Genomic DNA, 12041 nt, shown 5'->3' on the forward strand with positions numbered 1-12041 from the left:
ACTACTTTGAAACTACTTTAAAAGAAACAATACTGTTTGTATCCAGAAAAAAAGTAAGATAATCTCCGATCATATTATCAAAAGTAATTTGAAATTCTAAACCTCCTCTTTTTTCCTTAGAATTTTGAATTTTAACAGGCTGATTCTTTTTATTCAGATAAAAAAATAAATCTGATTTTGAAACGTTTTTAATCTCAAAAGTTATTTTATCTCCTCTTTTAACTTCAAGTATTCCAGCAGTTGGTTCTTTAACTTTATTATCTCCTTCAATTGCTTTATTATAGATTAAAGGTCCGTTTAAGAATTCATTTCTATCTAATTTATTTCCTAAATAAGACCCCGAATCAGGAAAATGTTTAGCAAAAAAATAATCTGGATCTGTATCAAAATAAACCGGGGCAAACTCTTTTATCATTTTGCCTTTACTGCTGTCATAATAGCCCTGTGCCCAAGTTACATCAACAAGCCGCCATTTTCCGTCAATTAAAACAGTATTCCACGCATGATTTGAAGTAGTGTTTTTTCTTCCAATGTCAGCTAATCTCGTTTTAGAATCTCCTCTGATAATTTCAGATTTTAAGCCAACCAGAGAAGCTAAATGTTGATATAAAGCTGTAAAACCTTCACAAACTGCTTTCTGAGATTTAAATGCTTTTTGAATTAGTTTATCATTGAGCTGTTTTATTTTTCTTTGTTTTTCTGCTTCGCTGCTATAAGTAAAACCCTGTGTTCTTGGAGGATTTAAAAAAGTGGCAAAATCGTATTTTATATTGAAGGCCATCCAGCTGAAAATGGCTCTTGCTTTATCGTGTTCTGAGGTAAAATCTTTTTGTATTCTTTCTGCCAAATCTTCAGTTGTATCGAAGTTTTTAGGATATTTTAAAACAATATTATCTACAGCAGTATATTTTTGCGCAAATGAAGATTGCAGCAAAATTAAATTTATAGAAAGGAATAAAAAAAGGATTTTTTTTGTTGGCATGTACTTAAAAACTAGATTTAATAATGTCTTTCAGCTCTTTATTTAACTCTGTATTTGAAATTTTATTTTCTTCTAAATCAAAATTTGCATTAAAAGCAGGCAATGAAAAACTGCCTTTTATTTGAGCTCCATATCTTGGTAAGGCATTGCGGCCAATTTCTAAAACTGACGCTCCTCCTCTTGATCCAGGAGAAGTTGCCAATAATAACATTGGTTTTTGCTGAAAAACTTCTTTGGTAATTCTAGAACTCCAATCGAATAGGTTTTTAAATGCTGTTGAGTAGTTATTGTTGTTTTCGGCAAGCGAAACAACTAAAATATCTGCACTCTGCAGTTTAGCAAGAAATGCTTTTGCAAGTTCATGCTGTCCTACTTGTTTTTCAAGATCTACGCTAAATAATGGCATTGCGAAATCATTTAAATCTAAAACTTCGACTTCGGCATTTTCGAATAAACTTGCTGCGTAAGCAGCTAATTTTTTGTTGATCGAATGTTGACTGTTACTTCCTCCAAATGCTATGATTTTCATGGTTTTTGCTCTTTTAATAATTTGTCTTCTATTGGTTTGTTTTTGGGTGTATCAATTTCAAAAATCTCTTTTGCTATTTCTACTGAATATTCATTCGGATAAATTTTACCTCCATATGATTTTGCATATACTTTGGTAAATTCTGCTCCAAAATACAGAATAATTGCCGAATAATAGACCCAAACCAGAATAATTATTACAGAGCCGGCTGCTCCGTATACAGAAGCAACTGTAGAACTTCCTAAATAAAAACCAATGGCAAATTTACCAATCATAAAAAGTACAGCAGTAACTCCTGAGCCTATAAAAGCATCTTTCCATCTTATTTTTCCATCAGGCAATGTTCTAAAAATAATTGCGAAAAGTATCGTAATACTTGCCAGCACAATTACGGTATTAACAATGTAAAACAAGTAAACGGTGCTTTCTGGAAAATATATTTTTAAACGTGAACTGACTACATCAAGTGTTGTATTTATAAACAAACTGACAAGCATTAAAAAACCAACCGAGGCAATCATTGAGAATGACATCAATCGGTTCTGAATGAATTTTTTTAATCCTTTATCGGGTTTGGCGCGCAAACCCCAAATAAAATTGATAGAACTTTGGATTTCAGCAAAAACTCCTGAAGCTCCAATTAACAGCATCACAATTCCGAATACGGTTGCAAAAACATTGCTTCCGGAAAGCTGTACATTTTTTATAGCTTCCTGAATCTGGATTGCGGCGCCATTTCCTACTAACCCGTTTATTTGCCCGTACAATTGTCCTGTTACAGCATCTTCTCCAAAGAAAAATCCACAGATTGTAATAATGATAATTAATAATGGAGGTAGTGCAAATATGGTATAATACGCTAATGCAGCACTAAGTTTAATAGCGTTGTCATCATTAAATTCTAAAAAAGTATTCTTGAGAAGAAACCAAGATTTGGCGAATATATTTTTGATTTTTACCATATTTTTTGATTTTTAATATGCTATCAAATTTAGCAAATAAGGAAAATTTTAAATTCTCGCTTTTTCGTTAAAGTTTACATTTTTACCATGTGAAATTATTTTGAAAAACCATTATTTTGAAACTTTTTATATTCATTAAAATTGATTTTAAGCATTTTACGTCTACCCCAGATTGAAACGGAAAGCATTTTTTATTAATTTATATTTTTTGCGGTGATAAAAAAGCGACCGGAGGAAGCTCTTTTTATGCCGGACAAAAAAATAAATTAAGGAAAAATCTTGAAGAGTAAAGCTGGAAATAGGTTCTGAACAATGGCTCGCGGATGACACGGATTTGAACTGATTAGTTTGTCATTTCGATAAGCCTCACAATCGTGATTTTTAGAGCATAAAAAAACTGCTGAATTTCTCCAGCAGTTCAAGTCTATTCTCTTTATTCTTTATTCTATTTTCTAGAATTTATACGTTGAAACGGAAGTGCATTACATCACCATCTTTTACGATATATTCTTTTCCTTCAACTTTGAATTTTCCTGCTTCTTTTGCTTTTGATTCAGAACCGTATTGAACGTAGTCTTCGTATGAAATAACTTCAGCACGAATGAATCCTTTTTCAAAATCAGTGTGGATAACTCCAGCCGCTTGTGGCGCTGTTGCTCCAATATTGATGGTCCAGGCACGAACTTCTTTTACACCTGCAGTAAAGTAAGTTTGTTGTTTTAATAATTTGTAAGCTGCACGAATTAAAACTGATGCTCCCGGCTCTGTTAATCCCATATCTTCAAGGAAAACCTGGCGCTCTTCGTAGCTTTCTAATTCTGTAATATCAGCCTCTGCTCCTACTGAAAGAATGATAACTTCAGCATCTTCGTCTTTTACTAATTCACGAACTTGGTCTACATACTTGTTTCCGTTTACAGCTGAATTTTCATCAACATTACAAACGTATAAAACTGGTTTTGCAGTAATTAGTTGGAAAGATTCCATTAAAACTTCCTCATCGTTACCTTGAGGTACAATAGTACGAGCAGATTTCGCTTGTAATAATGCTTCTCTGATTCTGTCTAAAAGTGCTTTTTCAGTCTGCGCTTCTTTATTTCCAGTTTTAGCTGCACGATTTACTTTTTCTAAACGTTTTTCAACTGTTTCTAAATCTTTTAGCTGTAATTCGATATCGATAGTTTCTTTATCCCGAATTGGATTTACATTTCCATCTACGTGAACAATATTGTCATTATCAAAACAACGTAAAACGTGAATAATAGCATTACACTCTCTAATGTTTCCTAAAAATTGGTTTCCTAAGCCTTCGCCTTTGCTCGCTCCTTTTACCAAACCTGCGATATCTACAATATCTACAGTTGCCATTTGCACGCGCTCTGGTTTTACCAATTCTTCTAATTTATTGATTCTCGGATCCGGAACGTTTACAACACCAATATTAGGTTCGATTGTACAAAACGGGAAGTTCGCACTTTGCGCTTTTGCATTAGATAAACAATTAAATAATGTTGATTTTCCAACATTTGGCAATCCTACAATTCCTGCTTTCATATGTAGATAAATATTTATTTTTTATTTGAATTTAATCTTCTCAGACGCTTATTTTATTGACTTTAAATCAAATATTTAGCATATAAACTGATTGTTTTTTCTTATAATTTATTTTTTGACAAAATCATATATTTTGCCTCTAAAATTTTGCAAATATAAGATTTAATAGCTCGTAACTAAACAAAAAATGACGATATATGTTTTTTTACTACTTTTCCTAAAAAAAAATAAACTTTTTACTAATATTTTGTTAAATAAGACTACTTTTATCGCAATATTTAACAAACCGCTATTAAAATTTTAACCAAAACAAGTTTTAACATGAGAAAAATTGCATTACTATTATTTCTATTTAACACCTTATTTATTTTTGCGCAAAAGCAAGTTACAGGTGTTGTCAAAGACAATACAGGAACACCGCTTCCGGGAGTCAACATTTTAGAAAAAGGAACTAACAACGGTGTTTCTACCGATATTGACGGGACATATAAAATAACAGTAAAAGAAGGTGCTTCTTTAATTTTTAGTTATATGGGCTATAGCAGTGTTACAAGAGTTGCTTCTACTTCTACAATTGATGTTTCTTTATCTGAAGAAAGTGGTCAAAATCTTGACGAAGTAGTAGTTACAGGATCAAGAACAGCAGCCAGAAGTAATACAACAAGTGCATTGCCTATTGATGTTTTGTCTTCAAAGGATTTAACTTCGACGGGACAAGCTACATTTGATAAGGCACTGCAGTATAAAATTCCTTCCTTTAATACTGTACAAACTCCTGTAAATGATGCAACTTCCTTACTTGACCCTTACGAAATCAGAAATATGGGACCTAGCAGAACTTTGATCCTTATTAATGGTAAACGTAAAAATTTAAGCTCTTTGCTTTATGTACAGACTTCTCCGGGACGTGGAGAAACAGGTGCAGATATTTCTGCAATACCTACAGATGCAATCGAAAGAGTTGAGATTCTTCGTGATGGTGCATCTGCTCAGTACGGTTCTGATGCAATCGCTGGTGTAATGAACATCATTTTAAAGAAAAACGCAACTGATGGCTCATTAACGGTAAGAAGCGGTATCACTTCTGAAGGTGATGGAGAAATGTTAGGCGTTAGCTTAAACAACGGAACTACAGTTGGTGAAAAAGGATTCTTAAATTATACTATTGACTTCTCTAAAGTAAATTTAGCAAACAGACCAGGAACTGTTGATGCCGCTGGAGATGCTGGAGATTTTGGCGCTGATATTGCTGATGTGCAAGCTTTTCTTGCCAAACATCCTGATGCTGGAAACATTAACGGTTCTCCGGAAACAGCTGCTGCTAAATTCCTTATTAACGGAGGCAACGACATAAGCGACAACACAAAAGTATATTACAACGCTGCTTATGTGTATAAAAAAGTAAACTCTTTCGCGAATTACAGAACTCCTTACTGGAGAACTTTAGCAGACGATCCTTATCTTATTGATTTTTTCGGAAAAGGTACTGGTGCTAATAGAGTTTACGAAGGCTACGTACCCACTTTTGAAGGTGACTTAACAGATTATAACGGTACATTAGGTTTCAAAAATGTAAAAAATGGATGGAATACTGATGCGAGTATAACTGTTGGAGGAAACAAACAAGTATACTCTGTAAACAACTCTGTAAACAGATCTAATATCGTTGACGAAAATGGCGAAAATGTATACAGAGAAAATAGCCCTATTTCGTTTAAACCAGGTGGAACTTCTTTTAATCACGTAGTTGGAAATATTGATATCTCTAAAATTGTTTCAGACAAAATCAGTATTGGTTTTGGATCTGAGTTTAGAAGTGAATATTTCACCGTTATGGAAGGAGATAAAGCATCTTGGGACGGAACTGGAGCTGACTCTTTTGCAGGTAACAGACCTGAAAATTCAGGAAAATGGAATCGCTACAATGTAGGTGTTTATTTAGATGTTGCTTTTGATATTACAAAAGACTTCTTAATTAACGGAACTGTGCGTCACGAAGAATATAGTGATTTTGGTGGAGCAACGGTTTGGAAAGCAAGCACAAGATATAAATTCTTAGATGATAAAATTACTTTAAGAGGATCTATCTCAACTGGTTTCAGAGCGCCTACTTTACACCAAATTTATACTCAAAAATCGCAATATTCTTTCGTAGCTGGACAAGGAATTCAAGTAAGCGGTATTATCAATAACGTTTCTCCTCAAGCACGTCAATTAGGAATTCCATCATTAGATCCTGAAAAATCTACAAACATTACTGTTGGTATTGGTGCAAAACCTTTCAGAGATTTTAATATTACTTTAGATTACTATAACATTAAAGTAGAAGACAGAATTGTATTAGGAGACAGACAAGACACTCCATTTGGTAATGTGGCTTGGTTTTCTAACTCTTTCGATTCAAGAACTTCTGGTTTAGACGTAGTTACTGGATACAATAATATCGGAATTGGATCAGGTAAATTAGGGATTAACTTATCTGGAAACGTTACTTTTCAAAATGAAAGAATTTCTCCTGTAACAAATAACTCATTTGGAGATATTTTAACTTCTTTGACTTTTACATCTAGACCTAAAACAAAATGGATCTTAGGCGGAAATTACGAAATTGGTAAATTTGGTTTCTCTCTTAACAATACTTATTTTGGAAAAACAACCTTCAATCAAGATGGTTTAGATGCTAACTTAAGAACAGAATTTATTCCTAAAGTTGTTACTGATTTAGGTATTAATTTTAATGCCACTGAAAAATTAACTTTCGCGCTAAACGTAAACAACTTATTTAATGTTTTACCAGAATGGGAATTTAAAGCAGACAATGCTGCCGGAACTGCAATATTAGCAGATCCAGCTCAAACAAAAACACAATACAACTTAATTACTTTTAATGGACGTTATTCTCAAATGACATATGACGGTTTCCATTTCAGCCAGTTAGGTACTATGTTTAATTTATCTTTAAACTATAAATTCTAATCTAAAACACAATTAAATATTTAAAAAGACTGTCATATGACAGTCTTTTTTTTACTTTTATAATTAAAAATCAAGGCAATGGCAAATTTATATGATGGCAAAATGGCAAAGATTTACGATGCGATGTATCAGACATTTGTAAATTATGACGAAGAATATACTTTTTACAACAAACTTGTTCAAGAAAACAATGCTTTTTCAATTTTAGAAATAGGAAGCGGAACAGGAAACCTCGCCAAAAGATTCCAAGAAAACAAACAAAATTATACAGGTCTGGATTATAGTGAAGATATGATTTCAATTGCGAGAGAACGCAATAAAGATTGTACATTTCTTCAAGGCGATATGCGTGAATTTAAATTGAGCAGTTCTGTAGATTCAATTTTAATTACCGGGAGATCTACCAGTTATTTGATTACGAATGATGACATCAATAGAACTTTTGAATCCGTGCATAAAAACCTTACTGAAAATGGTGTGCTGATTTTTGATTTTATTGATGCAAACCGCTTTATTCCTTTTACAAAAGATAATCCCGTAATTATTCATCAAGCAGTTTATGAGAACATCAATTATATAAGAGAAAGCCATTGGGACACAAACAATTCACTAGAGAACTTTATGCTAGAATGGACAGCACAGTATTATATTATTACAAATGGAGAAAAAGAAATTCTTGAAAATGATTTTTCGACTGTACGCGTTTTTACACTCAATGAAATACAGCTTTTTTTATATTTGAATAACTTCGAAGTACTAAAAACTATAGACCGAAAAACCTATGCTTATGATACTTATGTTATTGTAGCAAAAAGAAAGTCCTAAAAAAAACCTGAGTTTAAACTCAGGTTTTTTAATTACATTTTAAATTCCAGCCCATTTATAATTCCTTTTTCTTCTTCGGTGGCTGTAAATCCAGAAATATCCCAATAGTTGGTCAATACTTTATTCTTTTTATTGAATAGTGATTTTTCTTTAAAAACATCACTCTCTTTATAGGTAAAATTTTGCCTGTTGAAGTTGGTCGTAATAAAATTATTGCGAACCTGAATATTTTTAATTTTATCTTTTAAAATAAGATCATATGCAATCTCTTCGTTTGAAGTCAGTAAATAATAGTCTTCTCCATCAACTCTATAACTTACCTTGACAACAGATTTGGTTACATTTTTAGAACCTATTTTTGTTTGTTCTTCAATTTGAGCAAGATTTCCAGGAGTAATAGTTATGCTGAATTCCAGAATTAACTTTTTTATCGGATCATAGATAATTTCAAAAGTATCCAGCGCTTTTTTAGATTTGTCTAGAGGCGAAATAGACATTATATAATATTCTGGATTGGTAGGATGTCCCTTTGTGCTAAATTCATATTCTTTCTTGGCTTTTGAATCTAAAATAGGATCAAAATAATTTAGGTTTGCATAATTTTCCATAATATTATTCAAATTATACCCCATTAAATCCGCACTCACATCTGTTTCCAACAAACCATAAGATCTATTTTGTTCTACTAATAATGTGGTAGATGATTTTTTTTGATTACCTGTAAACTGAAAATTCACTAATCCGTCGTTATAATAAGAATATTTGCTGTCAAGCATAAAAAACTCTCTCACATATACTTTTAACCGATAAGAAGCCGCTAATTTTTGTCTAGAATTAGAAACTATTTTTTGAAGCATTTTTTGTGGAGATTGTTTGGATACCACAATTTCGTCGAGTTTTGTGTTCTTATTATTTAAATAAACTACAAAATCATTTTCTTTTAAAGATGCCCAGCGAAGTGTTAGAGGCTCATAATCAGTTTGAGAAACCTCAATGTTTGAGCCACCTTTGAGAACAAAAGTTACTTTACCTTCTTTATTACTCATTAAAATCTGTTTGGTTTTTAAAACAACAACCATTGCATCTTCAATAGGCAACTGTGTTTCTATATCTTTTACAATTATAGAATATGTTTCATTTTGACCAAAAAGAGTGTTGCTAAATAATACGACAAATAAAATTAACAGTGTTCTCATTTGCTATTATTAAATTTTCGACTAATATATTAAATTATTCTTTATAAATTAACATTTGTTCACCAAAACATTGATCATCAAAAACAAAACTCCCATTAAACCTGCATAAATGCTAAAAAAAAATCCTGAGCTTAACACTCAGGATTTCAATATTTTACTTTAAATTTTATACATCACCATGCAAAAACGCTTGTCTGTTCAACAAGGTTTCTTCGTCTTCAACATGATTATCGTCTGGTACACAACAATCAACAGGACATACAGCAGCACATTGCGGTTCATCATGAAAACCCTTACACTCCGTACATTTTCCTGGAACAATATAATATACTTCGTCAGAAATTGGGGTTTGAGCATCATCTGCATCAACTTCAGTTCCATCTGGTAAGATTACTTTTCCTTTAAGACTTGTACCATCTTTATATCTCCAATCATCAGCGCCTTCATAAATTGCTGTATTTGGGCACTCTGGTTCACAAGCCCCACAGTTTATGCATTCGTCAGTTATAATTATTGCCATTTTTCTTAGTCTTAAAATTAAAAGTCTTAAAGTTATAAAGTCAAAAAAATATAAAAAGACATTTTCGGCTTTTGGCCTGATGACTTTTGACTTTCGACTTATTTATGCTTATTTTTGTGCAAAATTACAATCAAAACAATTCATAAGCAAACATTATGACATTAGAAACAAAAAAAAGTGTTTTTGTTGAATTAGGAAATTTTTTAAGTCAGTTCTCTGAAGAGAAATCTGAAAAAAAATCTGCCGTTTTATACAACGAAATCTTTTTTGATGATTTTGAAAAATTAATACATTTATCTCAATCTCATAACGGATGGTATACACCTGAACAAGTTTATTTTGCAATAAATTCTTGGGCAGAGGCCTTGACAGAAGAAAACATTGATAAATGGCTTTCTAAATATGTCACAGAATTTAATCAAGCAGATCATAAAGAGAAAACGGTTGCCTTAATTTTAGCTGGCAATATTCCCCTCGTAGGTTTTCATGATTTTTTGTCTGTTTTAATTACTGGAAATAAAGCATTAATTAAAACTTCTTCTAACGATCAGCATTTATTGCCTTTTTTAGCTAAATATTTAATTGCTGTTGATGAAAATTTAAATGATAAGATCACTTTCGTGGAAGGAAAACTGCAAAACTTTGATACGGTTATTGCCACTGGAAGCAACAATACTTCACGATATTTTGAATATTATTTTAAAGATAAGCCTTCAATCATTCGAAAAAATAGAAATTCCGCAGCAGTCTTAAGCGGAAAAGAAACCCACGAACAATTAGAAGCTTTAGGCGAAGATATTTTTCGGTACTTCGGTTTAGGATGCCGCAATGTTTCGAAACTTTTTGTTCCGAAAGGCTACACATTTGATGCATTTTTTCAAGCTATTTTTAAATATCAGGATGTAATTCATTACGAAAAATACGCTAACAATTATGACTATAATAAGGCTGTATTTTTAATGAGCAATTTTAAATTATTAGATAACGGCTTTTTGACTTTAAAAGAAGATCCGAGCTATGCCTCGCCTATTTCGAGTGTTTTTTACGAATTCTATGAGAATATAGACGATTTAAAAGCGCGTCTTGAAGCTGATTCTGAGCAAATTCAATGCATTGTGAGCGGTGATTTAATTCAAAACAGCATTCCCTTCGGACAAACCCAAAATCCTCAATTGTGGGATTATGCAGATAACGTAGATACTATAACGTTTTTGTTAACAACAAAGTAAAAATATGTTTAATTATTTCGAATAATTTATCGCTTTTTCAGCTCCTATTGCCGAAATTTGCGTCTTTAAAATTTCGACTATTAACAACAACCATGAAAAAACACAACTACAGCGCAGGACCAAGTATTTTACCTCAGGAAGTTTTTGAGAAGGCATCAAAAGCAATTTTAAATTTTAATGATTCAGGACTTTCTATTCTTGAAATTTCGCACCGAAGCAAAGATTTCGTTGCTGTTATGGATGAAGCTCGTTCGCTTGCTTTAGAATTATTAGGACTTCAAGGAAAAGGATATCAAGCCTTATTTTTACAAGGCGGAGCAAGTACTGCATTCTTAATGGCTCCTTATAACTTGATGAAAGAAAACGGAAAAGCGGCTTATTTAGATTCAGGAACTTGGGCAACTGCTGCAATAAAAGAAGCTAAGTATTTTGGAGAAACTGTTGTTGTAGCTTCTTCAAAAGAAGAAAATTACAACCATATTCCAAAAGGATATACAATACCAAGTGATGCTGATTATTTTCACTGTACAAGCAACAACACCATTTTTGGAACTCAAATGAAAGAATTCCCGGCAACTAACATTCCTGTTGTTTGCGATATGAGTTCTGATATATTTTCACGTGATTTAGATTTCTCAAAATTTGATTTAATTTATGCCGGAGCTCAAAAAAATATGGGTCCTGCAGGAACTACTCTGGTAGTGGTTAAAGAAGAAATTTTAGAAAAAAACGGAAGAACAATTCCAAGTATGTTAGACTACGCTAAACATATCAAAGCAGAAAGTATGTACAATACGCCACCTGTTTTTGCAGTTTACGTTTCGTTATTAACTTTACAATGGATTAAAGAAAAAGGCGGAATCGTTGCTGTCGAAAAATTAAACGATGCAAAAGCAGATTTACTTTATGCTGAAATCGACAGAAACCCATTATTTAAAGGTGCTGCTGCTGTTGAAGACCGTTCTAAAATGAATGTTACTTTCTTATTAAACAACCCTGATCATACAGAAACTTTTGATGCTTTATGGAAAGCTGCAGGAATTTCAGGATTGCCAGGACACCGTTCAGTAGGTGGCTACAGAGCTTCTATTTACAACGCTATGCCTATAGAAAGTGTTCAGGTTTTAGTTGATGTAATGAAAGCATTGGAAACAAAGATTTAAATTGAAATATTGAATGACTTAAAGATTTTTTTATATCTAAATCATTCTGTTTTTTCATTCTAACAATTCAGATTGAATATTTCAATTATGAAATTTTTCAATCTT

10 protein-coding genes are annotated in these 12041 nt (G+C 32.3%); 4 read left to right on the forward strand and 6 right to left on the reverse strand.

Translation table 11 applies throughout. From position 1 onward, the window contains the following. Position 1: 1 nt before the first annotated feature. From IRZ83_RS03715 to ychF, 4 genes are all read right to left on the reverse strand, one after another. The gene (locus IRZ83_RS03715) at positions 2-982 is read right to left on the reverse strand and encodes a transglutaminase domain-containing protein (protein ID WP_194566918.1); all 981 of its coding nucleotides are present in this window, start codon (positions 980-982) and stop codon (positions 2-4) included. A 4-nt stretch (positions 983-986) separates the two neighbouring features. Beyond that, a complete protein-coding gene (locus IRZ83_RS03720) occupies positions 987-1511 on the reverse strand; it encodes an NADPH-dependent FMN reductase (protein WP_194566919.1) in 525 nt (174 codons plus the stop codon). Then, on the reverse strand, positions 1508-2473 hold the full coding sequence (locus IRZ83_RS03725; protein WP_194566920.1) for a YihY/virulence factor BrkB family protein: 966 nt from the start codon (positions 2471-2473) through the stop codon (positions 1508-1510). The genes IRZ83_RS03720 and IRZ83_RS03725 overlap by 4 nt, the downstream gene beginning before the upstream one ends. A gap of 459 nt (positions 2474-2932) precedes the next feature. Beyond that, entirely contained in the window at positions 2933-4027 is a 1095-nt protein-coding gene (gene ychF, locus IRZ83_RS03730; protein WP_194566921.1) for a redox-regulated ATPase YchF, read from the reverse strand. 321 nt (positions 4028-4348) lie between these two features. On the opposite strand from ychF, the gene IRZ83_RS03735 reads away from it, so the two are divergent. Further along, positions 4349-7003, forward strand: a complete 2655-nt coding sequence (locus tag IRZ83_RS03735) for a TonB-dependent receptor (protein WP_029269136.1) — start codon at positions 4349-4351, stop codon at positions 7001-7003. A 78-nt stretch (positions 7004-7081) separates the two neighbouring features. Next, positions 7082-7828 carry a class I SAM-dependent DNA methyltransferase gene (locus IRZ83_RS03740; protein ID WP_194566923.1) on the forward strand — a complete coding sequence of 249 codons (747 nt, stop codon included), beginning with the start codon at positions 7082-7084 and terminating at the stop codon, positions 7826-7828. Between the two features lie 32 nt (positions 7829-7860). Here IRZ83_RS03740 and IRZ83_RS03745 read toward each other — a convergent pair whose 3' ends face one another. Together IRZ83_RS03745 and IRZ83_RS03750 are read right to left on the reverse strand one after the other, a co-directional pair. Next, on the reverse strand, positions 7861-9024 hold the full coding sequence (locus tag IRZ83_RS03745) for a hypothetical protein (protein ID WP_194566925.1): 1164 nt from the start codon (positions 9022-9024) through the stop codon (positions 7861-7863). Between the two features lie 166 nt (positions 9025-9190). Next, the gene (locus tag IRZ83_RS03750; RefSeq protein WP_194566926.1) at positions 9191-9544 is read right to left on the reverse strand and encodes a 4Fe-4S dicluster domain-containing protein; all 354 of its coding nucleotides are present in this window, start codon (positions 9542-9544) and stop codon (positions 9191-9193) included. A 155-nt stretch (positions 9545-9699) separates the two neighbouring features. Between IRZ83_RS03750 and IRZ83_RS03755 the strand changes: the two genes are divergently transcribed. Continuing rightward, complete coding sequence (locus IRZ83_RS03755; RefSeq protein ID WP_194566927.1) at positions 9700-10773, forward strand: acyl-CoA reductase; 1074 nt, start codon at positions 9700-9702, stop codon at positions 10771-10773. Positions 10774-10865: 92 nt separating this feature from the next. Continuing rightward, complete coding sequence (serC, locus tag IRZ83_RS03760) at positions 10866-11936, forward strand: 3-phosphoserine/phosphohydroxythreonine transaminase (protein WP_194566928.1); 1071 nt, start codon at positions 10866-10868, stop codon at positions 11934-11936. Positions 11937-12041 lie beyond the last annotated feature (105 nt).

This window comes from Flavobacterium sp. JLP (assembly GCF_015350755.1).
In the GTDB taxonomy this organism is placed as follows: domain Bacteria; phylum Bacteroidota; class Bacteroidia; order Flavobacteriales; family Flavobacteriaceae; genus Flavobacterium.

Coding starts and splice junctions, on each gene's coding strand:
- IRZ83_RS03740 (WP_194566923.1), top strand. CDS start 7,082: ATGGCAAATTTATATGATGGCAAAATGGCAAAGATTTACGATGCGATG.
- IRZ83_RS03735 (WP_029269136.1), top strand. CDS start 4,349: ATGAGAAAAATTGCATTACTATTATTTCTATTTAACACCTTATTTATT.
- serC (WP_194566928.1), top strand. CDS start 10,866: ATGAAAAAACACAACTACAGCGCAGGACCAAGTATTTTACCTCAGGAA.
- IRZ83_RS03725 (WP_194566920.1), bottom strand. CDS start 2,473: ATGGTAAAAATCAAAAATATATTCGCCAAATCTTGGTTTCTTCTCAAG.
- IRZ83_RS03715 (WP_194566918.1), bottom strand. CDS start 982: ATGCCAACAAAAAAAATCCTTTTTTTATTCCTTTCTATAAATTTAATT.
- IRZ83_RS03755 (WP_194566927.1), top strand. CDS start 9,700: ATGACATTAGAAACAAAAAAAAGTGTTTTTGTTGAATTAGGAAATTTT.
- IRZ83_RS03745 (WP_194566925.1), bottom strand. CDS start 9,024: ATGAGAACACTGTTAATTTTATTTGTCGTATTATTTAGCAACACTCTT.
- IRZ83_RS03720 (WP_194566919.1), bottom strand. CDS start 1,511: ATGAAAATCATAGCATTTGGAGGAAGTAACAGTCAACATTCGATCAAC.
- ychF (WP_194566921.1), bottom strand. CDS start 4,027: ATGAAAGCAGGAATTGTAGGATTGCCAAATGTTGGAAAATCAACATTA.
- IRZ83_RS03750 (WP_194566926.1), bottom strand. CDS start 9,544: ATGGCAATAATTATAACTGACGAATGCATAAACTGTGGGGCTTGTGAA.